We start from the raw sequence: 25,870 nt of genomic DNA, 5'->3' as shown, positions 1-25,870 counted from the left end.
ATGGCAGGTTTATTGTGGGCGGCGGCTGCTTTAGAATGGCGACCCCAAAGGAGAGCCCATGACCGCGATTGCCGAAACCCTGCCAGATCCTCAGCCAGAGAGTCCGCTTGCCCTGCTGCAGGCGGTCTTCGGCTATCAGCAGTTTCGGCCGGGTCAGCTCGAGATCATCGAGCAGATCGTCGCGGGGCGCGATGCGTTGGTGCTCAAGCCTACTGGCGGCGGCAAGTCGCTCTGCTACCAGATCCCGGCACTGCTGCGGCCCGGGCTCGGTGTGGTGGTCTCTCCCCTTATTTCGCTGATGAAGGATCAGGTCGACAGCCTGCGCGCCAACGGCGTAGCGGCGGTCTACATCAACTCGGCCCTTAGCCGGGAGGAGATGATCCAGAACTTCGCCGCCATGCGTCGCGGCGAGATCAAGCTGGTCTATGTCTCCCCCGAGCGACTGTTGCAGCACGAGTTTATGGATCGGCTGGCCGAGCTGCCGCTCGGGCTGTTCGCCATCGACGAGGCGCACTGCGTCTCCCAGTGGGGCCACGATTTCCGGCCTGAGTATGCGGCGCTGGGGCGCCTCAAGCAGTGGTTCCCGCAGGTGCCGGTGGTAGCGCTTACGGCCACCGCCGACGAGGCGACCCGCAGCGACATGCTGCACCGCCTAGAGCTGAACGATCCCTTCATCCACACTGCCAGCTTCGATCGCCCCAATATCCGCTACAGCCTGGTGGAGAAGTTCAAGGCCGCTGAGCAGTTGCTGCGTTACGTGCAGAGCCAGAAGGGCAACTGTGGCATCGTCTACTGCTCCAGCCGCAACCGGGTGGAGGAGGTGGCCGAGCGGCTATCCCGCCACGGCTGCAAGGCGGCGCCCTATCATGCGGGGCTGCCGCTCGAGCAGCGCCAGCAGACCCAGGATGCCTTCCTCAAGGATGACATCGAGATAGTGGTGGCGACGGTGGCGTTCGGTATGGGCATCGACAAGCCCAATGTGCGCTTCGTGGTGCACTACGACATCCCGAAGAACATCGAATCCTACTATCAGGAGACCGGTCGCGCCGGGCGCGATGGCACTCCCGCCGAGGCGCTGCTGCTCTACGATCCCGCCGACATCGGTCGGGTGCGCCGTCTGCTCGACAACATCGAGAACCCTCAGCAGCTGCAGGTGGAGCAGTACAAGCTCAACGTGATGGCCGCCTTTGCCGAAGCGCAGACCTGCCGCCGTCAGGTGCTGCTCAACTACTTCGGCGAGTACAACGACAAGCCGTGCGGCAACTGCGATATCTGTCTCGATCCGCCCAAGAGCTATGACGGCACTGAAGATGCCCAGAAGGCGCTCTCCTGCGTCTGGCGGGTGGGGCAGAATTTCGGGGTGGGTTATGTAGTGGAGGTGCTGCGCGGTTCCCTCAACCAGCGCATCAAGGATCATGGCCACGATAAGCTGTCGACCTACGGCATCGGCAAGGATCAGAGCCACGAATACTGGATGAGCGTGATCCGCCAGCTGATCCACAAGGGGCTGCTGACCCAGAACATCACCCGTAATCTGGTGCTGCAGCTGACCGAAGCGGCCCGCCCCGTGCTGCGTGGCGAGGTGAAGCTTGAGCTGGCGGTGCCCCGACTACAGCCCATCTCCAGCCGCAAGGAGAAGCGCAACGGTCTGCTCGACAATGCCAACTATGACAAGCGGTTGTTCAAGGAGCTGCGCGGTCTGCGCAAGCAGATTGCCGAGGATGAAGAGGTGCCGCCCTACGTGGTGTTCAACGATGCGACCCTGGTGGAGATGGCACAGCTGATGCCGATGACCGAGGACGAGATGCTGGCCATCAACGGTGTCGGTCACCGCAAGCTGGAACGTTTTGGCGAAGCCTTTATGGACCTGATCATCGACTACTGCCGTCGTTAGGGTCGATTAGGCAGCCTAATCGACCACGGTAAGCGCGGCTCGGAAGAACCTGGGGTCAGACGCGAGGTTATTTCAGGCTGGCGTAGAAGGCCGCCAGATTGTCGATATCCGCATCGGTCAGCGGCGCCATGAAGGGGTCCATCAAGGGCTCTTTGCGGGTGCCATCCTTGAACGCTTTCAACTGTTTCACCAGATAGGCGGCATTCTGACCCGCCAGATGGGGATAGTTGGGGATCATTGCCTTGCCTTCCACGCCGTGACAGGCGGCACAGGCCGCTGCCTTGGCTTTGCCGGCTTCTATATCGGCAGCCTTGGCCTGATGACCCCACGCCAGTGCCAGCAAGGGCAGGGCATATACCCATTTTTGCATCTTCTTCTCCTTGAATTGAAAAATGATGGTTGCCAGTTAGCGCAAGCATGGCTGACGGCAGTATAAAGAGTGACACGAGCATACGCAGGGACGAATGGCACAACCATGAAGCTGATCAACACTTTTGCGACCGAGTTGCCCTGGGCCTGTGAACCCATGGTCCCCCAGCCGCTGCAGCAGCCCCGGTTGCTTCATCTCAACCGGGCTTTGCTGGATGAGTTGGGGCTGGGAGGCGTCAGCAAGGCTGACTGGATCGCCTGTTGTGGCGAGGGAAAAGTGCTGCCAGGCATGCAGCCGGTAGCGCAGGTCTATGCGGGCCATCAGTTTGGGGGTTATAGCCCGCGGCTTGGGGATGGTCGCGCGCTGCTGCTGGGTGAGCAGCTGGCGCCGGATGGCCAGCGCTGGGATCTCCACCTGAAGGGGGCAGGGAAGACGCCGTTCTCCCGTTTTGGTGACGGTCGCGCCGTGCTGCGCTCCAGTATTCGCGAGTATCTCGCCTCCGAGGCGCTCCATGCTCTCGGCATCCCGACCACGCGAGCGCTGGTGCTGGTGGGCAGTCAGGAGCCTGTTTATCGCGAGCAGGTGGAGACCGGGGCGACCGTGCTGCGCACCGCCCCCAGCCATCTGCGCTTCGGCCATATCGAGTATTTCGCCTGGAGCGGGCAGGGAGAGAAGATCCCGCCACTCATCGACTATCTGCTGCGCCACCACTTCCCCGAGCTGGAGAGTGGCGCCGAACTGTTTGCCGAAGTGGTGCGCCGCACCGCGCGGTTGATTGCCAAATGGCAGGCTGCGGGGTTCTGTCACGGGGTAATGAATACCGACAACATGTCGCTGCTCGGCTTGACGCTGGATTACGGGCCATACGGCTTTATCGATGCCTACGTGCCCGATTTTGTCTGCAACCACTCGGACCCTGCGGGCCGCTACGCGCTGGATCAGCAGCCCGCGGTCGGTTACTGGAATCTGCAAAAACTGGCGCAGGCGCTGGCTGGCCATGTAGACGGTGATGCGCTGGCTGCAGCGTTGGCCCAGTACGAGCAACAGCTGATGCTGCACTACTCCGAACTGATGCGGGCCAAACTCGGGCTGGCGGTGTGGGAGGAGGATGACCCGGCTCTGTTCCGCGAGCTGTTCCGGTTGCTGGCGGCTAACAAAGTGGATTACCACCTGTTCCTTCGCCGTCTCGGTGAGGTGACGCAAGAGGGGGGGGGGCCTGCATCTCTGCTGGCCCTGTTGCCTGAACCAGTGGGTTGGCAGGCGTGGCTGGAACGCTATCGGGCGCGGCTGATGCGCGAAGGCAGCGAGGATGCCGTGCGCAAGGCGCAGATGGATGCCATCAACCCCAAGTATGTGCTGCGCAATGCGCTGGCCCAGCAGGTGATCGACGCCGCCGACGCAGGGGATATGCAGCCGTTCGAGCGGCTGTTCGCCGCCTTGCAGCACCCCTATGATGAACAACCCGAATATGAGGATCTCGCCACCCCGACTCCGGCATGGTATTGCGGTGGTGAGCTCTCCTGCAGTAGCTGAGAGACAGGGAATGAGTTGGCAAATCAAACAGGTAGATAGCGAAGCTGGCGTGGTGACGCTGGATTGTCCGGCACTCGACTGGGACACGTTCCCGCTGTTGGCGCAGGCCTTGCTGCGAGAGTGGGAGCTGCAGCCGCTCGAGCAGGATGCGGGGGCCGACCGCCATAGCTGGTTGCTGGAGTTTGAAGAGAGCCAGTTTCGGCTGGAGTACGAACACTACAGCGGCTGCTGGCTGGAGGCGGTGCGCCCGGTGGATCGGGAGGCGCTGCTCTGGCTCGCCAGACAGCACAAGGCGTGACTATCGCCCACAAGGCCTGCTTTGTCGCAGGCCAACCTGGACAAGCGTAATCGCATAAAGATTGAACTATCGGTTTTGGGGCGTATAATCTCGCCCCTCGATTATCGCCAATGGTGGCGATATGGGTTCCCTAACCCCATTAACCAAAAAGGTCACAAGATGAATCTGACCCCTGCGCAGTACCAAACGGCGCTCGTTCGCCTGTCGTTGTTCCACATTCTGATCATTGCCAGCAGCAACTATCTGGTGCAGCTGCCGATCACCGTGTTTGGCTTCCATACCACCTGGGGTGCGTTCAGCTTCCCGTTTATCTTCCTGGCGACCGACCTGACAGTGCGGATCTTCGGTGCCGGTCTGGCACGCAAGATTATCCAGACCGTGATGCTGCCTGCGCTGGCGGTCTCCTATGCGCTCTCTGTGCTCTTCTTCGAAGGGAGCTTCCAGGGTGTTGGTCATCTGGCCGAGTTCAACCTGTTCGTAGCGCGTATCGCGCTGGCCAGCTTTATGGCCTATCTGGTAGGGCAGTTCATGGATGTGGTGGTGTTCAACCGCCTGCGTCTGCTCAAGCAGTGGTGGATTGCACCAGCGGCCTCCACCCTGTTCGGTAATCTGGTCGATACCATCGCTTTCTTCAGTGTGGCCTTCTGGCGCACCACAGATCCTTTCATGGCAGAGCACTGGGTCGAGATCGCAACCGTCGATTACGTATTCAAGTTGCTGATAAGCCTTGGTTTGTTCGTGCCGCTCTACGGTGTCTTGTTGCGTTACCTCAGCCGCAAGCTGGTGGGCGAGGTCGGATTATCCAGCCTGCAAACGGCCACCCGGCAAGCCTGACCAGATTGACCACCCTTCGCGGTGGTCAATTTTTTGCACTTTCTGCAAATAGCGCTTGCCTAGTTAAATGAGAATGATTATTGTTAACTTGTTTTCCGGGAAAGACTTCATTCGTTCCAACGTGATGGACTTCTTGTGAAGGCACGACATTGCTCACATTGCTTCCAGTTAAGGGCCAGTTTATCTGGCCCTCTTTTTTGGTCATTTTTCAGCAAGTTGCAGACATAAAAAACGGGAGCCAAGGCTCCCGTCGTCACGCTGTCTGTGGCTTACTCGATATCGAGTGCCTCGGGGGAGAGGATCACCCCTGTGGTATCGGCGTAGAGGTGGTCGTCAGGCAGGAAGGTCACGCCACCGAAGTTGACCGGCAGATCGGTCTCCCCTACATCCTTGCTGTCGGCACCGACCGGAATGGCTGCCAGTGCCTGAATACCGATATCCAGATCTTCCAGAATATCGACTTCGCGGACGCAGCCGTAGCAGACAATCCCTTCCCAATCGTTCTCTGCCGCCGTGGTGGCGATGTCGCTGTCGATCAGAGCTCGGCGCATGGAGCCACCACCATCGATCAGCAAGACGCGTCCCAGTCCGTTCTCTTTGACGAGCTCACGGATCAGGCCATTCGATTCGAAGCATTTGACGGTGGTGATGACGCCGCCGAAAGAGGCGCGGCCGCCGAAGGAGCAGAGCATGGGTTCAAGCACATCCACCATGTCCTGATAGATGTCGCACAGTTCAGAAGTATTGTATTCCATAGTGTCAAATCCACGGCTGGAAACAGGTGCAACCAGTATAAGGAGTGGGTGTGGCATTTCAATGAATATTCCTTGCACAGATCACCTGTCGCCGCTTTTCTGCATAAGCTCAATGCAGTTCACTGCCAGTTTGCGAGAGGTCCATCGTGCTTATCCGTCATAAGTTGATCCTGAATACCGTGCTGGTTGCCGTTGCCATGCTGGTACTGAGCGGCCTGTTTATCTACTCCAGCCAGGTGCACCGTCATCTGACCGAAGCCCAGCGCAATATCGATCAGCTGGAGATCGCCATGCTCAACCTGCGGCGGGCCGAGAAGGATTTTCTGATCCGCAAGGATATGACCTTCGTTGAGCGCTTCAATCAGGGGCTGTCTGACTTTCACCAGCACAATCGGGAGCTGGTGACCGATGACAATCTGACGGCCGTTGAGGGGGAGCTGACCAGACTGGATCAGCAGATCAGCGGCTATGGCAAAGCCTTCAACGATCTGGTGGCCCAGCAGCAGAAGATTGGTCTGGGGCCGGAGGAGGGGCTCTATGGCAAGCTGCGGGCGGCGGTACATGAGGTGGAGAATGGGCTCAAGCAGCTGGATCAGCAGGGGTTGCTCATCACCATGCTGCAACTGAGGCGGGCGGAGAAGGACTTCATGCTGCGCTCCGACATCCAGTATCTGGAGCGTTTCGAGACCTTGCACAAGAGTTTTCAGGATAGCCTTGCCACTTTGCCGGAGGCGGGTCGCGGCAAGCTGGAGCAGGCAAGCAAGCAGTACCGGCAGGACTTTGTGGCGCTGGTGCAGGGGATGCAGATACTGGGGCTGAAAGAGGATGAGGGGCTGCGTAACCAGATGCGGGATCTGGTGCATCAGACCGAACAGGGGTTTGCCGCCGTCGATCAGCACATTGTCGCTGAGCTGGAGCGGCAGAGCGCTCGCCTCAACAGCCTGATGCTGGTCTGTGGCGGGGTGATTGTGGTGCTGATCGCCATCATGAGCGTGTTGCTGGGGCGCAGCATCGACCGTCCCATTACTCAGGTGAATGATACCGTCAACCGCATTCGTCAGGATAATGACCTGCGTCTGAAGATAGAGTTGCGCGGGGCAGATGAAATGGCCCAGCTGGCAGGTAATCTCGACGTGATGCTGGGCGGGTTTCGCAACCTGATTGGCGATGTGAAGCAGAGCGTGCACACCCTGACCGAAGCGGCGGATCACCTCTCAGCCAACGTCAAACGCACCAGTGAAGGGGCCGCGCGCCAGCTGCAGGAAACCGACATGGTGGCGACCGCGTCCACCGAGATGGGCTCCACCATCGAAGAGATCGCCCGCAACACCGAGCAGGCGGCCAACAATGCGCAGGCGACCAACAACAAGGCGATGGAGGGGCGGGCTGCGGTCGAGAATACTGTCGAGCAGATCCGCTCGCTGGCGGGCAATCTGGAGAGTTCATCCCGCGAGGTGAGCCAGCTGCAAAAAGAGAGCGAGACCATCGGCTCCGTGCTTGACGTGATCCGCGGCATTGCCGAGCAGACCAACCTGCTGGCCCTCAACGCGGCCATAGAAGCAGCCAGGGCAGGGGATCAGGGGCGCGGCTTTGCAGTGGTGGCCGATGAGGTGCGCAATCTGGCCATCCGTACCCAGAAATCGACCCAGGAGATTGCCGGCATCATCAGCTCGCTGCAGAAACAGACCGGCAGCATCGTCGAGGTAATGGCGACCTGCCGCGAGCAGGGCAACCGCAGCTCGGATCAGGCCAGTACCGCAGGGGAGTTGCTGGGGCAGATCACTCAGGATGTTACCAACATCATGGACATGAGCACCCAGATTGCCGCCGCCATCGAACAGCAGAGTCTGGTGGCCAACGAGGTGAACCGCAACGTCAACAACATCCGCGACATCGCCCAGGAGTCGAGCATCATGGCAGAGGAAAATGCGAGATCCAGCGAGGGTCTCAACGAGCAGGCCCAGCTGCTCAACAAGGCGGTGGCAAAATATCGGGTTTAGTGAGCGGACTGGCATCCTTGTGAGGTTTTTGCACCAGAGTGGCAATGATTTGATCGTAATGGCTGTTATTGGGGTAATTCGCTCATATAATCGCCGCCACTATGATGATTCGGAAGGATTCGATGGCAAAGTTGCTGGTGGCCGTATTCGGGCTGCTCTGTTCCTGTCTGGTGTTGGCAGGCTCGGCGCCTCAGGCTACCCCACTCAAGCCCGGTATGGAACCGCTGCTCAGCTGGTTCAACGGGGCCTTTACGAGCCGGGAGCAGGCCAGTTACGACAGCCGCTTTACCAGTGCCGAGCTGCGTCTGATGGAGATTTGGCCCGGCTATCAGGGCTATCGCTGGGTCTATGCCGAGCAGTATCTGAGCATGCGCTCCGTCCGCCCCTTTCGCCAGCGTATTTATCGCTTCTCACCCGCCCCTGACGGGCGGATCCTGATGGCAGAGCTGACCATGCCCCGTGCCACCGATTTTGCCGGTGCCTGGCATGATCCCGGCCTGCTCGACAGTCTGACCCCGCAGCAGCTCTCCTTGCGCCACGGTTGTGAGATCTGGCTGACACGCACTCCCTCCGGCGAATATGCCGGTCACACCCGGGTGGGCCACTGCTCCACCGATTTTGGCGGTGCCACAACGCTGGTGCAGCATATCTGGATTGGCCCCGATAGCGTCAGATTGCTGGATCGCGCCTATGACAACGCAGGGAGTCCGCGCTGGGGCAGCCCGGGTGAGGGGTATGTCTATTTGCGTCGTTCCAAGGGGTTTGGTCAGTAGGGGAGAGTACGTCTGGCTGCGGGAACATGAAGGATGAAAAACAGGGATCGTAAAAAAGGCGCCCGATGGGCGCCTTTTTCAGAATTCTTCAGAAGTAAAATTACTTCTTGGTGGTCATCGCACCGAAACGCTTGTTGAACTTGTCTACGCGGCCGCCGCTAGAAACTTCTTTCTGCTTGCCGGTGTAGAACGGGTGGCACTCGGAGCACACGTCCAGGTTCAGATCTTTACCGATGGTAGAGAAAGTGTTGATGACGTTACCGCAAGAGCACTTGGCGGTGATGGCTACGTAGTCAGGATGGATACCAGCTTTCATGGACAACCTCAATTAATAGGCCGTGTCGCCATCCGATCTCTTGTCGGACACCACACGATTGTTGAACACAGTTTCAAAGGCTGCGAATAATATAGGAAATGCCTGAGATCAGGCAAGTGGCTTCGCAGAAAAAATAGGCAACCCCTGGTGAATTCTTCCCAAACGCTGGATCTGGTTCGTGTCGCTGTCCCGGTACCGTTACGCCGTCACTTCGACTATCTCTCTCCCCTGCCGTTACCTGCCCCCGGTTGCCGGGTCGAGATCCCTTTCGGTCCCCAGACCCTGGTCGGGCTGGTGGTGGATCATCCGGCCGACAGCCAGGTGCCCCGCAACAAGCTCAAGCCCATCAAACGGGTATTGGACACGGCTCCGGTGCTGGGGCCGGATATTCTGGCGCTGATGAACTGGAGCGCCAGCTACTACCAGCATCCGCTGGGGGAAGTGCTGCCCCATGCCCTGCCGGTGTTGGTGCGCAAGGGGGAGCCAGCCGCCTATCGGGAGCTGGAGTTCTGGTTTACCACCGAGGCGGGCATGGCCATCGACCTTAACGAGCTCAAGCGGGCGGCCAAGCAGCAGCAAGCGCTCGCCCTGCTGCGCAAAGGGCCGCAGACCCCCTCTGCCCTCAAGCAGGAGGAGATCCAGAGCTCCGCTCTCACCGCGCTGGAGAAGAAGGGGCTGCTGGAGAAGCGCTCGCTGGAGCCAAGCCATGACGGCGACTGGGCCGCCCGTTTTGAACCGGGGGAGGGGCTGCGCCTCAATGGCGAGCAGGCGCTGGCTGTCTCTGCCGTTACCAGCCAGAGCGACAAGTTCGGTGCCTTCCTGCTGGATGGCATTACCGGCTCCGGCAAAACCGAGGTGTATTTAAGCATCCTTGAGCCCTTGCTCAAGGCGGGCAAGCAGGCGCTGGTGATGGTTCCGGAGATCGGTCTCACCCCGCAGACCATCAACCGCTTCCGGCGCCGCTTTAACGTGCCGGTGGTAGCGATGAACTCCGCCATGAACGATCGGGAACGGCTCGACGCCTGGCTCGCCTGCCGCGACGGCGGCGCCGCCATCCTGATCGGCACCCGCTCGGCGGTGTTCACCCCGTTTCACAACCTCGGCATCATCATCATCGACGAAGAGCACGACGGCTCTTTCAAGCAGCAGGACGGTTTTCGCTACCACGCGCGAGATCTGGCGGTGATGCGGGCTCATCGTGCCGGTATCCCCATCCTGCTTGGCTCGGCTACCCCGTCGCTGGAGACATTGCACAACGCCCGCACCGGCAAGTATCACCACCTCACCCTGACTCGCCGCGCCGGCAATGCCCAGACCGCCCGTCAGGTGATCCTCGATATCAAAAACGTGCGGTTGCAGGCCGGGCTTTCCCCCCAGCTGGAGCAGCTGATGGCAGAGCATCTGGCGGCGGGCAATCAGGTGATGCTGTTTCTCAACCGCCGTGGCTATGCCTCGGCTCTGATTTGCCACCAGTGCGGCTGGAGCGCCGCCTGCGAGCGCTGCGACGCCTGGTACACCTGGCATCAGGCCGGACGACGGCTGCACTGCCACCACTGTGACAGCGTGCGCCCCTTGCCCCACCACTGCCCCGAGTGTGGCAGCAACGAACTGATCGGCTCGGGAGTGGGCACCGAGCAGCTGGAACAGCTGCTTACCACGGTTTTCCCACAATATCCGGTGGTGCGCATCGATCGGGACAACACCCGTCGCAAGGGGGAGCTGGAGACCCATCTCGGCGACATCAAGGCGGGCAAGTACAAGATCCTGATCGGCACCCAGATGCTGGCCAAGGGCCACCACTTCCCGGATGTGACGCTGGTGGGTCTGCTGGATGTGGATGCTGCCCTGTTCAGCGCCGATTTTCGCGCCGCCGAGAAACTGGCCCAGCTCTACACCCAGGTGGCGGGCCGCGCCGGTCGCGCCAGCAAACCCGGGTTGGTAGTGCTGCAGAGCCACCATCCGGAGCACGCCCTGCTGCAGGATCTGACCCAGAATGGCTACGGCCACTTCGCCGATACGGCGTTGAAAGAGCGCCGCCTGCTGGGGCTGCCACCCTTCAGCTATCAGGGGCTGTTCCGCGCCGAGGCCAACGGCCGCGACGAGGTGCAGCTGTTCCTCGCCCGCCTCGCCGATACCCTGCGCAGCGCCCGCTATCCCAACGTTCAGGTGCTGGGGCCCATCAGCGGCTTTATGGAGCGCAAGGCGGGCAAATTTCGCATGCAGTTGCTGGTGCAGGGGCCGAGCCGGGCACCGCTGGCCCAACTGCTGGACTGGGTGGTGAAGGAGCTGGAAGGCTGGCCCGAGACCAAAAAGGTGCGCTGGAGTCTGGATATCGACCCCACCGAGCTGAGTTGATGGTGGCACCGGAGCCGGTCGCTGGCAGTTATCGTCAGCGACCGATGGGTGATTTCATTTCAAGGCTCAGACCCGCAGATCGATCTGCTGCACCCAGCCTCCTTTACCCTGTTCGGTGAGATAGAGGCCGGATTGGCGCAGCACCCCCTGATTGCCGCTCTCCCCCAGATGGTTGAAGGGGGTGTCGAGGGGGCGCAGCAGGATGGCGCCGATCCCCAGCTCCACCAGAGCGATGGGGGCGTGATCCGGATGCCAGAACTGCAGGGCTGAAAACTGGCTATCCCCCTCATCCAGCACCCCGTTGCCATCCTCATCTAGGGTGGCCAACTCGCCGAAGCCATTGCCGGAGCGGGCACCGAACAGCTCGCCCCCATCGTCTATGGTGCCGTTGCCATTGCGATCCAGCGCCACAAAGCCGCTCCCTTCCCGCAGACCCGGCAGGCTATCCTCCTTGCCATCCTGATCGATATCGAAAGTGACCCGTGCCTCGGTCAGATCGGCAATCTTGCCATCCAGACTCAGCACCAGCGGATCCTTGAGGGCATTGAGGGTGGTGCGCCGCTGGCTCACCTCCAGTTGACGCCAGTCGAGCACAAAGCCGAGATCGAGCTGCATAGTCTGACCATCTTGAGTCGCTACGCTGGCCGATGCCACCACGTTGAGCTGCTCCTGTTGCAGCAGGGTGTCAGTCACCTCCACCAGTTGATCCGGCTCGGCGGCTTGAGCAGCGGCGTCTCCTTGGGTCACTCCATCGCCTCCTTCTTCGGAGGGTTTGATCGGCTTGGGCAGCTCGATTTCGTGGCCCAGCATCGCCTCGATCATCAGCTTGATCAGCCGCTGGCGGTTATCCAGTCCATCGTCGGGAATGCCATCCTGCTCTTTGCCGACTTCCGCTGCGGGCGGTGTGGGAGGCGTTGAAGCTTGCTGACTGGCGGCGGATTGCCTCGGGGTTTGCAGCGTCAGGGCGCTGGCGAGGGTCAGGGTGCTGCTGCGTTCGCCGGCCGCTGCCGTATTGTTGCCTTCCGGTGGATTAACTACGGGTGGCACTGGCCCAAGATTGCGCACCTTGCGGCTCTGGGCCTGTTGTTGCCGGTATTGCACCTCCCCCTGGAGGTCGTAGTGGTCGATGCGCATACGTTCGCCCTCGGCGCTATACATCTGGTCAGTTATCGACCGATAAATAAACCGGGATTAACACTAAATCGGACTAACAGGCAGAATTGTTAGTTCCATGTTGCAAAGTGACGGTGAGGCTGGATGATGGGCATTCAGGTTGCCAGCCCGGTGGCCGGGACGACAATGGAAAGGGGAGAGAGGATGAGAAACTGTCTGGTGATGGGGGCGGCGGGCTATATAGGCTCCTATCTGGTGCCCCACCTGCAAACCCTAGGCTACAAGGTGATTGCCGGGGCGCGCCGTCCCTGCCGCTTGCCTGAGGGGGTCGAGTTTCGCCTCGCCGACAGCCTCAAGCCGATCACACTGCTGCCTGCGCTGGCGAACATAGACACAGTCTTCTATCTGGTGCATGCCATGGGGGCGGGGGCCGATTTTCACCGGCTGGAGCAGCAGGGGGTAAAGAATTTTGCTGCCGCCGCCCGTGCTGCCGGGGTGCGCCGTATCATCTATCTCGGGGCAATCCAGCCTGAACAGTGCAACAGCCGCCATCTCAACTCCCGCCGCTACTGTGGCGAGTTGTTTCGCGAATCTGGCGTACCGACGGTGGAGCTGCGCGCCGGCATCATCATCGGGCCCGGTTCGGCGGCGTTCGAGGTGATGCGGGATCTGGTGTTCAACCTGCCGATGATGGTGACGCCCAAATGGGTGCGCTCGCGCACGCCGCCGATTGCGCTGTCCAACCTGTTGCACTATCTGGGCGGGCTGGTAGAGGCAGACGAGGTGGATGGGCGCATCTTCAACGCGGTCGGCCCCGAGCTGCTCAGCTATCAGCAGCAGTTGCAGAAGTTCGCCGCCCATATCGGCAAGCGCTGCCCCATCATTCCCATCCCGTTTCTGAGCCCGCGCCTCTCCGCCTGGTGGCTGCAGTTTGTTACCTCGGTGCCGCAACCGGTAGCCAAGGCGCTGGTGGGCGGTCTCAAGCACGACATCCCGGCCGATGACGGCCCGCTGCGCGCCTTGCTGCCGCAGACCCTGCTCAGCTTCGACGAGGCGCTGGCGGAGAGTCTGGCGCTGGAGCAGAAGCTGGGTGCCGAGCAGCAGGGGCAGGAGACCCCCCTCGGCCTGCGCTGGCGCCATCCCGAATATGGTTTCTATGACCGTACCGCCAGCGGCGAGGCCATCTGCCTCGCCTCCCCCGAGGTGGTGTGGCAGGTGTTGCAGCAGCTGGGGGGGGAGCAGCGCTACTTCTACATGAACGAGCTGTGGGTGGTGCGCGAATGGATGGATCACCTGATTGGCGGCCCGGCCCGCACCCGTGGTCGCACCAATCCGGATCGCTTCGTGAAGGGTGACATGCTCGACTCTTGGCAGATCCTCGGGGTGGATGAGGGGCGCAGGCTCGATCTCTTGTTCAACATGAAGGCCCCGGGCGTCGGGCGGCTGGAGTTCAACATCCTGCCGGAGGAGTCCGGGTTGACCCGCATCCGGGTCACCGCTCACTGGCACCCGCAGGGCGCCTGGGGGCTGGCTTACTGGCTCGCCATGCTGCCGTTCCACCTCTTCATTTTTCAGGGGATGACAGAGGCCATCGCCCGTCAGGCCGAAGCCAGGGCAGGTATCCCGGTGATGGATTAACCCCTCTTCACACTATCCCCGCTGATAGAGTGCCCCATTCGGGGCATTTTTTATGCGGCCGCCATGCCAGGTTATGGCAGATAGTGGTAGGCGTCTCATGGCAAAGGCTGGCATCATGCCGCGGTCTTGTTTACCGCGGATAGATAATCAGTCAGAAAAAGAAGGGATTATGAAGAAAAAACCGTCAATTTTGGGGGGCGCCTGCATCATTGCCAGCGTCTGCGTGGGAGCCGGCATGCTCGGTCTGCCGAGTTCGGGGGCGGGGGCCTGGACCCTCTGGTCGGTGCTGGCGCTGACCGTCACCATGGTGATGATGACCCTCTCCGGCTGGATGTTGCTGGAATCCTTCCAGCACCACGATATGCGGGTCTCCTTCAATACCGTGACTCGCGAGCTGCTGGGGGAGAAGCTCAATCTCCTCAACAACCTCTCGGTCTACTTTGTTGGCGGCATTCTGCTCTACGCCTATATCACCTCCTCCGGTGCCATCCTGCAGGGGATACTGGGGATCGACAGCAAGCTTGCATCCGTGCTGTTCGTGGCGCTCTTCTCTGCGGTGGTGTGGCACTCGACTCGCGCCGTTGACCGTATTTCGGTGGTTCTGATCGCCTTCATGATCCTCAGTTTCGCCCTCGGTGTGGCCGGTCTGCTCGGCAGTATCAAGCTGCCGACCCTGCTCGACCTGGCGGGCAGCGAGAGTCGCTACGCCCCCTATGCCATGGCGATGCTGCCGGTGGCGCTCACCTCGTTCGGCTATCACCACTCGGTTGCCTCCCTGCGTGCCTATTACCAGAACGAGCAGCAGGCCAGATGGGCCATTCTGGGGGGAACCCTGATCGCGCTGGCGCTCTACGTGCTCTGGCTGCTGGGGATTTTCGGCAACCTGCCCCGTCAGGATTTTGCCCCCGTGATTGCCAAGGGGGGTGACGTGAGTGTGCTGCTCTCCGCGCTTTCAGGGGTGATCGAATCGGAGAAGGTGGCCAGCGCCATCAACGGCTTCTCCATGGCGGCCATTCTCTCCTCCTTTATCGGGGTGGGGCTCGGGGTGTTCGACTATCTGGCTGATCTGTTCAAGTTCGACAACAGCCGCGCCGGTCGCTGCAAGACCTGGGCGGTCACCTTCCTGCCGCCGTTGGTGCTCTCCCTGCTCTTCCCGTTCGGCTTCCTGCTGGCCATCGGCTATGCCGGTGCCGCCGCCACCATCTGGACCTGCATCATCCCGGCACTGCTGGTGCTGCGCACCCGGGCGCGGGCCGAGCGGGGCGAAGTGACTCCCCATTTCGTCACCCCCGGCGGCAAGCTGATGGCCTGGCTGCTGATCCTGTTCGGATTGGCGACCGCGCTGTTCCACTTCCTGTCGATGGCAAATCTGTTGCCGGTCTATCTGGGCAACTGAGTCAGGTCTACAGTTCTGACAGAAAGGGCGGCAAGGCCAACTTGCCGCCCTTTTTGCTCCATTTTCATCCCATGCGGCAGAATCTATAACTAAAGTGGTATGCGTGGGTGGGGTAAGGTGCTGAAATAACTGGTCTGATCTGGCTGATGGCAGCATGATCTGCTGGGCATGCCCACCGCTTTCTTTTATGATCCCCGCCCTTCTGCGTGCCCCCTGTCGGCACCTCATTTGCACCAACCACATCGGGGTCCCCCATGTCCGATCTGCGTCAAGAAGCACTCGATTACCACGCCCTGCCCGTACCGGGCAAAATTGCCATCGCCCTGACCAAGCCTGCCGAAACCGCCCGCGATCTGGCGCTGGCCTACAGCCCGGGGGTTGCCGAGCCGGTGCGCGAGATCGCCGCCAACCCGGCCGATGCCTACCGCTATACCGGCAAGGGCAATCTGGTGGCCGTCATCTCCAACGGCACCGCCATTCTGGGTCTGGGTAATCTGGGGCCGCTGGCCTCCAAGCCGGTGATGGAGGGCAAGGCCCTGCTGTTCAAGCGCTTCGCCGGTATCGACGCCATTGACATCGAGGTGAAGCACGAGACCAGCCAGCAGTTTATCGACACGGTGGCGGCTATCGCCGATACCTTCGGTGGCATCAATCTGGAAGATATCAAGGCGCCGGAGTGTTTCGAGATTGAAGAGGCGCTGATCGCGCGCTGCGACATTCCGGTGTTCCACGATGATCAGCATGGTACCGCCATCGTCACCGCCGCCGGGCTGCTCAACGCGCTGGAAGTGCAGGGCAAGCAGATCAGTGACAGCCGCATCGTCTGCATGGGGGCGGGGGCTGCCGCCACCGCCTGCATGGACCTGCTGATCAAGTGCGGCGCCAGGGCGCACAACATCTTCATGCTGGATCGTCAGGGTGTCATCCATACCGGCCGCAGCGATCTCAACAAGTACAAGCAGCGCTTCGCCAACGAGACCCCGCTGCGCACCCTGATGGATGTTATCGAAGGGGCAGATGTGTTTGTCGGTGTTTCAGGCCCCGACGTGTTGCCCGCCGAAGCGGTCGCACTGATGGCGCCCAACCCGGTGATCTTCGCCTGCTCCAACCCGGACCCGGAGATCAAGCCTGCGCTGGCCCACGCCGTACGCAGCGACCTCATCATGGGTACCGGCCGCTCCGACTACCCGAACCAGATCAATAACGTGCTCTGCTTCCCCTTCATCTTCCGCGGAGCCCTCGACGCCCGTGCCAGCCGCATCAACGATGCCATGAAGATTGCTGCGGTCGAAGCGATCCGCGCGCTGGCCAAGGAGCTGGTGCCAGCCGAGGTGCTGACCGCCGCCGGGGTGAGCGAGCTTGCCTTCGGCAAGGATTACGTCATTCCCAAGCCGATGGATGCCCGTCTGCTGCCGCGCGTAGCCCGCGCCGTGGCGCTGGCGGCGGTGGCCTCCGGCGTCGCCCGCATCGAGCTACCTGCGGACTACATGCTGTAATCCAGCGTTGCAAACGGCCCCATAGCGGGGCCGTTTTTATCTCTGCTTCTGGCGACAGTCGGAGGCGTAACCCGGGTAACAGGTTGGGGCATATGGAGGCAAATCGGGTTCAAAGGTGGTCAAACAGCGCTCTCCTCTGACACAATATTGCCACTATGACGCTAACGAGAATCAAGATGCAGCAGCCTGTCAGCGGCCGTTTGGCCCACGCCCTCTCCTTCTTGCGCCATGATGGTCGCCACTTTGCCCAGTTTGTCTGGGGCCGTTTCCAGCAGGACAGATTGACGGTTACCGCCGGTTATCTGGCCTATGTCACCCTGCTTTCACTGGTGCCGATGATCGCCGTGGTCTTTGGCATGATGTCCGCCTTCCCGGTGTTCCAGAGCCTCAAGCAGGCGATGGAGCAGTTCGTCTACCACAACTTCGTGCCGACCGCGGGCGATATGCTCAAGGAGTACATCGACGGCTTCGTCGCCAATGCCACCAACACCACTGCTGTGGGGATTGGGGCGCTGGTGGTGGTGGCGTTGATGCTGATCTCCGCCATCGACAAGAACCTCAACTACATCTGGCGCTCGACCCAGGGCCGCCCGCTGGCGCAGGCCTTTGCCATGTACTGGATGATCCTGACCCTGGGGCCTGTGCTTATCGGGGCCAGTATCGCCATCTCCTCCTATATCTTCTCGCTGCGGCTGTTTGGCGCCGAGAGCCTGTTCGGCATCGGTTATCTGCTGTTGCGCGGTTTGCCGTTCCTCTTCTCGGTGCTCACCTTCCTGCTGGTCTATACCGTGGTGCCGAACTGCAAGGTGCGGCTGATCCACGCCTTTATCGGTGCGCTGGTAGCGGCGACCCTGTTCGAGCTGGCCAAGCGCGGCTTTGCCATCTATATCACCAACTTCCCCTCCTATCAGGCCATCTACGGTGCGCTGGCCACCATCCCGATTCTGTTTGTCTGGGTCTATTTAAGTTGGCTGGTGGTGCTGCTCGGTGCGGAGACCACAGCCTGCCTCGGTGAGTACGAGAAGCCGGCGAGCGAGGAGCTTGGCTAAGCCATCGCCTTGGCCACCGGTTTATTGGTAGCATCGACGACCGCCCCTGCAATCGAGCCGGGGCGGTCGTTCTGTTTTGAGAGGAGAGGGATGTGATTGCACTGATTCAGCGGGTCAGCGAGGCCAGCGTGACTGTTGAGGGGGAGGTGACCGGCGCCATCGGTCAGGGATTGCTGGTACTGCTCGGAGTAGAGCAGGGGGATGACGAGGCCAAGGCCGACAAACTGCTGCACAAGGTGAGCGGCTATCGGGTCTTCAGTGACGAGAATGGCAAGATGAACCTCAATGTCGGTCAGGTCGGCGGCAGCCTGCTGGTGGTCTCCCAGTTTACCCTGGCGGCCGATACCAAGAGCGGGATGCGCCCCAGCTTCTCCTGCGGTGCCCACCCGAGCGAGGCCGAACACCTCTATGACTACTTCGTGGCGAAGGCTGCTGCCAGCGGCATCCCGACCGCAACCGGGCGTTTTGCCGCCGACATGAAGGTGGCGCTGGTCAACGACGGCCCGGTTACCTTCTGGCTACAGGTCTGAGGATGTCTCGTCCCGCGGTGTGACGTGGACGATCACGTTGATAAGCCCCGCAACCGGATAGGGGGTAGCGGGGCCAATCCACTGTTCTATCAGTGTCAGGGCGTGGGTTAGCTCCAGTTCTGTTCGCGGCAGCAGGTTGATCACCAGGGTGCCGCAGAGGCGGGGAGCCAGCGCCCGGTAGAGCCGCTCCTGAAACAGCAGCAGCGGGTTGCCATCCTGACTGAAGAGATCGAGCAGGATGAGGTCGTACTGCTGCTCGCTCTGCTCGAGAAAGGCGAGGGCATCGGCCTGATGGAGTGTCGGAACGGCTTGCCCATCGTGCGCCTGATGCTGGAAAAACTGCTGATAAACGGTCAGCACCTCTTCGTCGAGGTCAACGCACTCGTGGCGAGCATCGGGCCAGCGCTGACTCAGATGGCGGGTGAGATCGCCGCCACCCAGCCCCAGTTCGAGGATTTGCTCAGCCCGCTCCGGTAGCAGGCAGGCGATGACCCGCTGATGGGGCAGACAGAGGGTCGCGGGGTCGGCGAGCGACATGGCGGATTGCACCACGCCATCTATCTCCAGCCAGCGGTGCTGGTCATTTTCCTGTACCGTGAGGCGGCGCTGGGGTTTGACGCTGAGGTGCAACAAGTGATCGGCTTGGTACGCTTGCAGATTGAAGTCCATGAATTTGCACGGCAAGATGGTTTCCGACCAGTGTAACTCAAGGATGAAACTATGTACCGGGTAGTCACCCCTCAGACAGTCGCCGAGCTGGATGCCTACTACCAGTTGCGCTGGGAACTTCTGCGTAAACCCTTCAATCTGCCGGTCGGTTCCGAGCGGGACGAATACGATACGGTCGCCATTCACCGGCTGATGCTGGCTCCCGATGGTACTCCCATCGCTGTGGGCCGCCTCTTTATCGGCGGTGACGAGGCGCAGATCCGCTTTATGGCGCTGCGTCCCGAATATCGCGGCCAGGGGCTGGGCGCCAAAATGGTGGAGGATCTCGAGGAGCTGGCTCGCAGCGAGAAGGTGAAACGGCTGGTGATGAACGCCCGTCAGGAGGCAGTGGAGTTCTATCGCAAGTGCGGCTTTCTCGAAGTGGGGGGCGGCCCCGTCTCCTTTGGCCGGATTCCCCATCGCCAGATGATCAAATCCCTGAGCCCGTTGCAGACCATCCAGTATCGGCCGGAGTGGTGTCAGGATCTCACCACCCGCTGGTCGCGCGGGGTGCCCATCAGCGAGAAGATGGGGATGCACATCAGCCACTACGATGGCCAGACTTTCCACCTCAAGGCCAATCTGGCGGCCAACTTCAACGTGCATGGCAGCATGTTTGCCGGCAGTGTCTACAGCCAGTGCGTGCTGGCGGGCTGGGGGCTGATCTGGCTGCAGCTTAAAGAGGAGGGGCTGGTGGGCGAGCCGGTGCTGGCCGAGAGCTCCATCAAATATCATGGCCCGGTCGATGAGGAGCCCGAGGCGCGGGTGGCCCGCGAGGGGATGCCCGCCGTGCTGCAGCCGCTCAAACGGGGGGAGCCTGCCACCTTCAGCCTCAAGATCCAGCTGTTCAGCGGCAGCAAGCTGGCGGCTGAGTTCTGCGGCCACTACGTGGTGCAGCCGCCCCGCCGTCCGGGCCAGTAACCGCGTCGTTTCCCCATCAAACAACAAGGCCTCATCATGAGGCCTTGTCTGTTTTTACCCTTGCTGGCTGTCGCTTGTCTACCCGGCTTGGGTCTGCACTTGGGCCTGGTTTTGGGCTTTCGGCGCGGGAGCCGGTCGCCAGAGCGGGGCACTGTTGCCTTGCGGAGGATAGCGTACTCCCACTTCCCAGCCGCAGGCGTCCTGCTTCTGAGGGAAGCTCCAGGCCAGCGTGGGTTCCGTCAACGGCCCGCGCCACTGGCCGAGCAGCTCGGCGCAGCGGTTGCTGTTGAGGATCCCCAGATCCAGCTGCCACTGCTCGTTGACCAGATCGATCCCCCCTTGCAGCGCCAGCAGATGGGTGATGGTGGAGGCGCCAGCCTGCTCGACTTGTAGTTGCCCCTTGTCGATCTTGCCCTGCAGCTTGATGCGGTAGAAGGGGGTGTCACCCTCCTGCATCGCCTGCCACAGCTGTTCCGGCGTCAGGGTGGGCGGGGTCGCGCCCTTGAACCACTCATCCAGCAGCGGATCTATCTTTACCTTGTCCCAGAACGGCTCGTCGGCATCGAGGGCAAAGCTCCCCTGCAGGCTCTGGCGCCACTCGCCCGCCGTTTTGCCATGTTCGGCTTGCAGATCGGCGCTCACGTCCGCCTTGCCGGCAAAGGAGACCGGGGAGTGGAATATCTTGCCCCACTGCACCAGGTCCAGCTTGGTCGCCTGCAGTTGCAGGCGGCTGCTCTGGCCCGGCTCGCGGCCCCACTGGCCACTCAGGCTGAAGGTGCCCTCATCCGGCAGCGAGCTGGTGAGTTTGCCCAGTTGCCAGGAGCTGGGGGTCAGCTCCCCATCCAGCTCGCCGTTACGGGCGCTGAGGCCATCCCACACCAGCTCGAACCATTTGCTCTCGATACGGGCGCGGCCGAGCAGCGGGCCGGGTTGGTTATCGCGCAGGGCGAGATCGCTCAGATAGAGCTGCCAGCCGGTCAGCGACAGGGGCAGGGTATCGTCGAAGGAGAGCACCTTGAGCTTGTCGAACGCCAGCTTGCGGATATCCACCTGCTGCGGGCGCCAGCTCTGCCAATCCTGCCACCAACCCTGCGGCAGGCTGATATCCATGCCGCTGAGCGCCACGTCTTTCAGGGTCAGCTTCTGCTGCTGGCTATCGAGGGAGAGCTCGACATTGAACTCCCCTTCATAGGCCTTGCCCTGCAGTTCGCCGTCGATCTGCTGGGGCGAGAAGGCGAGCTTGCCCTTGATCTCCTCCAGCTGGAACAGGCCGCGCCCCATGTCCCCCAGGGTGCCGCTCAGATAGCCGGTGGGCTGGTTGCCCGCCTGCCAGTTGAAGGCGGTGAGCTGGCCGCTGAAGTTGTTGAAGGAGAGCTCCTGATTGATGTCGTTGAGGCTGACGTCGTCCAACTGACCGCGATCCAGCGACACGCTTTGCAACGGGAAGCGCTGCGGGAAGCCTTGTTGTGTCAGGTCCCCCAGCTCGACCCGCAGGCCGCGCGCCTTGAGGTCGTGCAGTTGCAGGGTGCGGGCGGGCCAGTCCAGCACCATGCCGGTCTCCAGCAGACCGTCGAACAGGTTGGTCACCAGCTTGTCGGTACGCAGCACTTCACCCTCCAGCCGTCCTTGCAGGTTGAGGCGGGCGAAGGTGAATTGCGGGGTCTCCAGCTGGCCGATATTGAGGCTCAGGTTGGCCTGTGGCTGCCGTTTCGGATCGATCAGCTCCCAGTCGCTCAGGGTGGCATTGAGGCCGCGCAGGGTCAGCTCGGGGCTCTCCAGACTGAGCCGGTCTATGGTGCTGTCACTGATGGTGAGGGAGTGCACCGGCAGGCTTGGCAGCTGGTTGGGCAGCGGCAGCTTGATGGCGGGACGAATGAGATCGAGATGGGCGATGCGCACGTCGCGGCTCAGCCAGTCGATGCTCTCGATCTCCAGATAGATCTTGTCGAGGGAGACCGCATCGCCGTAGCGTACCTGCTCTGCCAGCAGGGTGTAGGGGTGAAGTGGGTTGAATACCAGTCGCCCTATGGTGACCGGCACGCCGGTCTGCTGGCTGATCCAGCTGGTGATGGGGCCTTTGGCGCGCTCGGCGTCGAACAGGCCGAGGGCAACCCAGACAAATAGCAGCAGGAAGGCGAAGGTGTAGAGCAGGCCGCGTAGCCAGGAATTCATGGGTGCTTTCCTCCTGTTTTGGGATTGGTTGTCAGGCGTTTGAGTAGTGGTCTCGCAGACCGAGCCAGCGCCGTATCAAGGGTTCGACATGGCTTGGGTGCCTATCCATGAGGAAGCGCGCCATTTTTTGCACCTGCGGAATAAGCGGCTGATCCCGCACCAGATCAGCGATCTTGAGATCGGCCAGACCTGTCTGGCGGGTGCCGAGCAGTTCCCCCGGGCCGCGCAGTTCCAGATCGCGCTGGGCGATGAGGAAGCCGTCGTTGGTCTCCCGCAGCACCCCGAGCCGGCTCTGGGCCGTCTTGGACAAGGGGGCATGATAGAGCAGCACGCAGTGAGAGGCCACCGCCCCCCGGCCAACCCGGCCGCGCAGCTGGTGCAGCTGCGCCAGCCCGAGCCGTTCCGGGTTCTCGATGATCATCAGGCTGGCGTTGGGCACATCCACCCCCACCTCGATGACGGTGGTGGCGACCAGCAGTTGCAGTATGCCTGCCTTGAACTCCTCCATCACCCGCTGTTTCTCCACCGGCCGCATCCGGCCGTGCACCAGCCCGATATGCAGACCGGGCAACAGGTTCTGCAGCTCGGCGGCGGTATCCTCGGCGGCCTGACACTCCAGCACCTCCGACTCCTCGATCAGGGTGCAGACCCAGTAAGCCTGCTTGCCCTCGGTGCAGGCGAGCTTGACCCGCTCGATCACATCGCCGCGACGGCTGTTGGGCAGCGCGACCGTGGTGATGGGGGTTCGGCCCGGCGGCAGCTCGTCGATGACCGAGGTGTCGAGGTCGGCATAGGCGGTCATCGCCAGGGTGCGGGGGATCGGGGTAGCGGTCATGATGAGCTGATGGGGATGCACCCCTTCCCGCTCCCCTTTCTCGCGCAGGGCGAGGCGCTGATGCACCCCGAATCTGTGCTGTTCATCGATGATGACCAGCGCCAGACGCTGGAACACCACCTGCTCCTGAAAGATGGCGTGGGTGCCCACCACCATTTTGACGCTACCATCGGCGATGGCGGCCAGCGACTCTTCCCGCGCCTTGCCTTTCTGTTTGCCCGCCAGCCAGCCGACTCCGATGCCGAGCGGCTCCAGCCACTTGGCGAAGTTGATGGTGTGTTGTTCGGCCAGCAGCTCGGTCGGCGCCATCAAGCCCACCTGACAGCCGTTGCCGATAGCCTGCAGGGCAGCCAGCGCCGCGACCAGGGTCTTGCCGGAGCCCACATCCCCCTGCACCAGCCGCATCATGGGGTGGCTCTGTTGCAGATCCTTGCTTATCTCCGCTACTACCCTGCTCTGGGCGCCGGTGGGTTTGAACGGCAGAGCGCCGAGCAGTTGTTCAACCAGCTCGGGCGCCGGTTTGAGAGCGCGAGCCAGCTGGGTTTGTGCCTGAGCACGCACCTTGAGTACCGAGAGGTTGTGCGCCAGCAGCTCCTCCAGTACCAGTCGCTGCTGGGCCGGATGTTGGCCGCTTTCCAGCAGCGGCAGCGCCACCGAGGGAGGCGGGCGATGCAGCAGCTTCAGGGCGGCGGCCAGTTCAATCTGATGGGGATAGAGTCCGGCGGGCAGCAGCTCCTCCACGCCGTAGAGGTCGAGCTGGGCCAGCGCCTGATCGGTGAGATTGCGCAGGGTGAGCTGGCGCAGCCCTTCGGTAGTCGGGTAGACGGGGGTGAGCGCCTCTTCGGTCTGACCAGCTTGCTCCTCACCGAGCAGCTTGTACTCGGGGTGGGCCATCTCCAGCCCGTATTTGCCGGGGCGCACCTCGCCAAAGCAGCGGATCAGACGGCCCGTCGCCAGACGGTTTTTCTGGGCGGCGGTGAAGTTGAAGAAGCGCAGGGTGAGGGTGCCGGTACCATCGCTGATGCGACAGACCATCATGCGGCGGCGCCCCATCACCAGCTGAGTGTCCTGGATTTCGCCCTCGACTGCGCCGTGAAGGCCGGGCGGCAGATCGCCGATGGGCCACACCTGGGTGCGGTCCTCGTAGCGCAGGGGGAGGTGGAACAGCAGGTCCTGTACCGTGGCCAGCCCCAGCCGCTCGAGCTTCTCCAGCATCTTGCTGCCGACACCCTTGAGGCTATCGAGAGGAATTTTATCCAATTTCATCAATTAGATGCCCGAAAACACTGTAAATATGTCCAGATGATAGGGGTTGTTGTGGGGCCGATGCAAGCCGAGTTGCTGCTGGCTGGGCCGTCAAGGCGGGGGAAACGGCGGATATAACAAAGGCCTGCCGAAAACGGGAGGCCTTTGTGCGGCTGCCAACAGGCAAGGTGCGGGCGTATGGCGCCCAAGGTCAGATGATGCGTTTGAGCAGCAGGTGGGCCTTGACCCGGTGGATCCGTCCCAGCAGCTTGCGCACCTGTTCCGGGTAGTCCTGAATCTGCTCCACCTGATCGAAGTGGCTGATCCGCTTGGTGTTGGTCAGGATGTTCTCCCGCTCCGCGTTGAACTGGGGACGCAGCAGGTGGCGACGATCGTGCACCAGCAGGCCATTCTCCAGATCCAGCGCCCAGGCGCGGGGGTTGAGGTTGTTGCCGGTGAGCAGGGCCCACTCGTCATCCACGAAGATCCCCTTGAGATGGTAGGAGTTGCGCTCGCAACACCAGAGCATCAGGTTGAGGCGACCGTCGTCGATGTGGCGCTGGTTGCGCTCGGCAAACTTGCGCAGGTTGGTTTCGTAGAGATAGGGCAGGCCACCGATGGTGGAGAACTTCTCTTCCGGCGGAATGAAGAAGTCGTTGGCGGTCTTGTCGCCCACTACGATGGTCACTTTGCAACCGCGCTGCAGCAGATCCTCGATATCCTTGCTCAACTCCTTGGGCGGGTTGAAGTAAGGGGTGCAGATGAAGATCTCCCGCTCGGTGGCGCGCACCAGATTGCGGATCATCAAGTTGAGCTGATTGTTGCGCTTACCCAGACCCACCATGGGGGTGACGGCCACCTCCTGGGTGTTGACCGGCATGGTGCTGAAACGGTACTGGCTCTGGCGCAGGTTCTGCTTGAAGTGGCGGATCGGCCCTTTCAGCTGTTTGGCGCTGGGGATGTCGCTGTGATCCAGTCGCTGCACCGCGTCGCTCTTCACGAACAGATCATCCACGTAGTTGACCATGCTGCGGGCCAGCTCCGGGCTGGTGATCTGGTGATAGCGATCGAAGCGGTAGCGATCCTGCTGGTGCAGGTAGATGTCGTTGAGGCTGGCACCGGAGTAGAGCACCACATCATCAAAGATGAAGCCCTTGAGGTGGAGCACGCCGAGCAGCTCGCGCCCTTTGACCGGCACGCCGTAGATTTCGATCTGGTGCTCGTGTTCGGCAGCCATGGCCTGATACATCAGGTGGTTGCCGCCCTGCTTGCCTTTGCCGATCAGGCCGCGCTGGGCACGGTGGAAGTCGACGAACAGCTTGATGTCGAGGGCCGGATTGCGCTGCTTGGCGGCGTAGAGGGCGGAGAGGATCTCCCGGCCTGCTTCGTCATCCTGCAGATAGAGCGCGACCAGATAGATGCGCCGGGTGGCACTGGCGATAAGCGCAAGAATGCGGCGTTTGAAATCCTGGGCGCTGTAGAGCACTTCAAACTGATCCGCTGCGACGGCGATCTGGGGCAGGCGCGCCAGCAGTTGTCGATAATGGGCCGATGAATGCATAGATAAACCTGAAATCACGGGGTTAAGCGTTCCACTCGGAGCGATGAATAGGCGATTCTAGCAATCTCGCCCTCTCAG

Annotated in this window: 21 protein-coding genes; 13 read left to right on the top strand and 8 right to left on the bottom strand. The window is 61.5% G+C overall.

Features of this window, described 5'->3' with window-relative positions:
- Nucleotides 1-58 precede the first annotated feature (58 nt).
- Nucleotides 59-1,894: an ATP-dependent DNA helicase RecQ gene (gene recQ / locus G5287_RS08415; protein WP_042081697.1), complete on the top strand. Its 1,836-nt coding sequence runs from the start codon at nt 59-61 to the stop codon at nt 1,892-1,894.
- 67 nt (nt 1,895-1,961) lie between these two features.
- Here the strand turns inward: recQ and G5287_RS08410 are convergent, their stop codons facing one another.
- Complete coding sequence (locus tag G5287_RS08410; RefSeq protein ID WP_421172444.1) at nt 1,962-2,264, bottom strand: c-type cytochrome; 303 nt, start codon at nt 2,262-2,264, stop codon at nt 1,962-1,964.
- Between the two features lie 105 nt (nt 2,265-2,369).
- Between G5287_RS08410 and G5287_RS08405 the strand changes: the two genes are divergently transcribed.
- From G5287_RS08405 to G5287_RS08395, 3 genes are all read left to right on the top strand, one after another.
- A complete protein-coding gene (locus G5287_RS08405; RefSeq protein ID WP_421231143.1) occupies nt 2,370-3,797 on the top strand; it encodes a protein adenylyltransferase SelO in 1,428 nt (475 codons plus the stop codon).
- 10 nt (nt 3,798-3,807) lie between these two features.
- Nucleotides 3,808-4,095, top strand: coding sequence for a DUF3630 family protein (locus G5287_RS08400; RefSeq protein WP_421231142.1), 288 nt, complete (start codon nt 3,808-3,810; stop codon nt 4,093-4,095).
- 159 nt (nt 4,096-4,254) lie between these two features.
- Nucleotides 4,255-4,929 (top strand): 7-cyano-7-deazaguanine/7-aminomethyl-7-deazaguanine transporter, encoded by a 675-nt coding sequence (locus tag G5287_RS08395; protein ID WP_201906102.1) that lies wholly within the window; start codon nt 4,255-4,257, stop codon nt 4,927-4,929.
- A 269-nt stretch (nt 4,930-5,198) separates the two neighbouring features.
- Here G5287_RS08395 and rraA read toward each other — a convergent pair whose 3' ends face one another.
- Nucleotides 5,199-5,684, bottom strand: a complete 486-nt coding sequence (gene rraA / locus G5287_RS08390) for a ribonuclease E activity regulator RraA (protein WP_005340678.1) — start codon at nt 5,682-5,684, stop codon at nt 5,199-5,201.
- 146 nt (nt 5,685-5,830) lie between these two features.
- Between rraA and G5287_RS08385 the strand changes: the two genes are divergently transcribed.
- A complete protein-coding gene (locus G5287_RS08385; RefSeq protein ID WP_227341595.1) occupies nt 5,831-7,684 on the top strand; it encodes a methyl-accepting chemotaxis protein in 1,854 nt (617 codons plus the stop codon).
- 122 nt (nt 7,685-7,806) lie between these two features.
- Complete coding sequence (locus G5287_RS08380; protein ID WP_227341594.1) at nt 7,807-8,457, top strand: chromophore lyase CpcT/CpeT; 651 nt, start codon at nt 7,807-7,809, stop codon at nt 8,455-8,457.
- Nucleotides 8,458-8,557: 100 nt separating this feature from the next.
- On the opposite strand, the gene rpmE is transcribed toward G5287_RS08380, so the two are convergent.
- Complete coding sequence (gene rpmE, locus G5287_RS08375; protein WP_005340673.1) at nt 8,558-8,773, bottom strand: 50S ribosomal protein L31; 216 nt, start codon at nt 8,771-8,773, stop codon at nt 8,558-8,560.
- A gap of 147 nt (nt 8,774-8,920) precedes the next feature.
- On the opposite strand from rpmE, the gene priA reads away from it, so the two are divergent.
- A complete protein-coding gene (gene priA / locus G5287_RS08370; RefSeq protein WP_421231141.1) occupies nt 8,921-11,128 on the top strand; it encodes a primosomal protein N' in 2,208 nt (735 codons plus the stop codon).
- A gap of 66 nt (nt 11,129-11,194) precedes the next feature.
- On the opposite strand, the gene G5287_RS08365 is transcribed toward priA, so the two are convergent.
- A complete protein-coding gene (locus G5287_RS08365) occupies nt 11,195-12,286 on the bottom strand; it encodes a hypothetical protein (protein WP_421231140.1) in 1,092 nt (363 codons plus the stop codon).
- Between the two features lie 159 nt (nt 12,287-12,445).
- Between G5287_RS08365 and G5287_RS08360 the strand changes: the two genes are divergently transcribed.
- From G5287_RS08360 to dtd, 5 genes are all read left to right on the top strand, one after another.
- Nucleotides 12,446-13,879: a DUF2867 domain-containing protein gene (locus G5287_RS08360; protein WP_227341591.1), complete on the top strand. Its 1,434-nt coding sequence runs from the start codon at nt 12,446-12,448 to the stop codon at nt 13,877-13,879.
- A gap of 169 nt (nt 13,880-14,048) precedes the next feature.
- On the top strand, nt 14,049-15,275 hold the full coding sequence (locus tag G5287_RS08355; RefSeq protein ID WP_005355439.1) for an aromatic amino acid transporter: 1,227 nt from the start codon (nt 14,049-14,051) through the stop codon (nt 15,273-15,275).
- Between the two features lie 254 nt (nt 15,276-15,529).
- Nucleotides 15,530-16,771, top strand: coding sequence for a malic enzyme-like NAD(P)-binding protein (locus G5287_RS08350; protein WP_421231139.1), 1,242 nt, complete (start codon nt 15,530-15,532; stop codon nt 16,769-16,771).
- Between the two features lie 176 nt (nt 16,772-16,947).
- On the top strand, nt 16,948-17,820 hold the full coding sequence (locus G5287_RS08345) for a virulence factor BrkB family protein (protein WP_005340664.1): 873 nt from the start codon (nt 16,948-16,950) through the stop codon (nt 17,818-17,820).
- 92 nt (nt 17,821-17,912) lie between these two features.
- Nucleotides 17,913-18,350 carry a D-aminoacyl-tRNA deacylase gene (gene dtd / locus G5287_RS08340; protein WP_227341589.1) on the top strand — a complete coding sequence of 146 codons (438 nt, stop codon included), beginning with the start codon at nt 17,913-17,915 and terminating at the stop codon, nt 18,348-18,350.
- On the opposite strand, the gene G5287_RS08335 is transcribed toward dtd, so the two are convergent.
- Nucleotides 18,339-19,019, bottom strand: a complete 681-nt coding sequence (locus G5287_RS08335) for a spermidine synthase (RefSeq protein ID WP_162628440.1) — start codon at nt 19,017-19,019, stop codon at nt 18,339-18,341. The genes dtd and G5287_RS08335 overlap by 12 nt on opposite strands.
- Before the next feature lie 51 nt (nt 19,020-19,070).
- Between G5287_RS08335 and G5287_RS08330 the strand changes: the two genes are divergently transcribed.
- Nucleotides 19,071-19,979, top strand: a complete 909-nt coding sequence (locus G5287_RS08330; protein WP_139437785.1) for a bifunctional GNAT family N-acetyltransferase/hotdog fold thioesterase — start codon at nt 19,071-19,073, stop codon at nt 19,977-19,979.
- Nucleotides 19,980-20,057: 78 nt separating this feature from the next.
- Here G5287_RS08330 and G5287_RS08325 read toward each other — a convergent pair whose 3' ends face one another.
- From G5287_RS08325 to pssA, 3 genes are all read right to left on the bottom strand, one after another.
- Nucleotides 20,058-22,151: an AsmA-like C-terminal region-containing protein gene (locus G5287_RS08325; protein ID WP_421231138.1), complete on the bottom strand. Its 2,094-nt coding sequence runs from the start codon at nt 22,149-22,151 to the stop codon at nt 20,058-20,060.
- A 31-nt stretch (nt 22,152-22,182) separates the two neighbouring features.
- Nucleotides 22,183-24,252: an ATP-dependent DNA helicase RecG gene (recG, locus tag G5287_RS08320; RefSeq protein ID WP_421231137.1), complete on the bottom strand. Its 2,070-nt coding sequence runs from the start codon at nt 24,250-24,252 to the stop codon at nt 22,183-22,185.
- Nucleotides 24,253-24,442: 190 nt separating this feature from the next.
- Nucleotides 24,443-25,792, bottom strand: a complete 1,350-nt coding sequence (gene pssA, locus G5287_RS08315) for a CDP-diacylglycerol--serine O-phosphatidyltransferase (protein ID WP_421231136.1) — start codon at nt 25,790-25,792, stop codon at nt 24,443-24,445.
- Between the last annotated feature and the right edge of the window lie 78 nt (nt 25,793-25,870).

Source organism: Aeromonas sp. 603079 (assembly GCF_049172135.1).
Lineage (GTDB): Bacteria > Pseudomonadota > Gammaproteobacteria > Enterobacterales > Aeromonadaceae > Aeromonas > Aeromonas veronii.
Note: the sequence above shows the minus strand (reverse complement) of the source record. Positions and strands in the feature narration are given on the sequence as shown.

Bases quoted from the DNA above. Each gene is read 5' to 3' on its own strand.
- recQ (WP_042081697.1), top strand. From the start codon at position 59: ATGACCGCGATTGCCGAAACCCTGCCAGATCCTCAGCCAGAGAGTCCG.
- G5287_RS08410 (WP_421172444.1), bottom strand. From the start codon at position 2,264: ATGCAAAAATGGGTATATGCCCTGCCCTTGCTGGCACTGGCGTGGGGT.
- G5287_RS08405 (WP_421231143.1), top strand. From the start codon at position 2,370: ATGAAGCTGATCAACACTTTTGCGACCGAGTTGCCCTGGGCCTGTGAA.
- G5287_RS08400 (WP_421231142.1), top strand. From the start codon at position 3,808: ATGAGTTGGCAAATCAAACAGGTAGATAGCGAAGCTGGCGTGGTGACG.
- G5287_RS08395 (WP_201906102.1), top strand. From the start codon at position 4,255: ATGAATCTGACCCCTGCGCAGTACCAAACGGCGCTCGTTCGCCTGTCG.
- rraA (WP_005340678.1), bottom strand. From the start codon at position 5,684: ATGGAATACAATACTTCTGAACTGTGCGACATCTATCAGGACATGGTG.
- G5287_RS08380 (WP_227341594.1), top strand. From the start codon at position 7,807: ATGGCAAAGTTGCTGGTGGCCGTATTCGGGCTGCTCTGTTCCTGTCTG.
- rpmE (WP_005340673.1), bottom strand. From the start codon at position 8,773: ATGAAAGCTGGTATCCATCCTGACTACGTAGCCATCACCGCCAAGTGC.
- G5287_RS08365 (WP_421231140.1), bottom strand. From the start codon at position 12,286: ATGTATAGCGCCGAGGGCGAACGTATGCGCATCGACCACTACGACCTC.
- G5287_RS08360 (WP_227341591.1), top strand. From the start codon at position 12,446: ATGAGAAACTGTCTGGTGATGGGGGCGGCGGGCTATATAGGCTCCTAT.
- G5287_RS08355 (WP_005355439.1), top strand. From the start codon at position 14,049: ATGAAGAAAAAACCGTCAATTTTGGGGGGCGCCTGCATCATTGCCAGC.
- G5287_RS08350 (WP_421231139.1), top strand. From the start codon at position 15,530: ATGTCCGATCTGCGTCAAGAAGCACTCGATTACCACGCCCTGCCCGTA.
- G5287_RS08345 (WP_005340664.1), top strand. From the start codon at position 16,948: ATGCAGCAGCCTGTCAGCGGCCGTTTGGCCCACGCCCTCTCCTTCTTG.
- G5287_RS08335 (WP_162628440.1), bottom strand. From the start codon at position 19,019: ATGGACTTCAATCTGCAAGCGTACCAAGCCGATCACTTGTTGCACCTC.
- G5287_RS08330 (WP_139437785.1), top strand. From the start codon at position 19,071: ATGTACCGGGTAGTCACCCCTCAGACAGTCGCCGAGCTGGATGCCTAC.
- G5287_RS08325 (WP_421231138.1), bottom strand. From the start codon at position 22,151: ATGAATTCCTGGCTACGCGGCCTGCTCTACACCTTCGCCTTCCTGCTG.
- recG (WP_421231137.1), bottom strand. From the start codon at position 24,252: ATGAAATTGGATAAAATTCCTCTCGATAGCCTCAAGGGTGTCGGCAGC.
- pssA (WP_421231136.1), bottom strand. From the start codon at position 25,792: ATGCATTCATCGGCCCATTATCGACAACTGCTGGCGCGCCTGCCCCAG.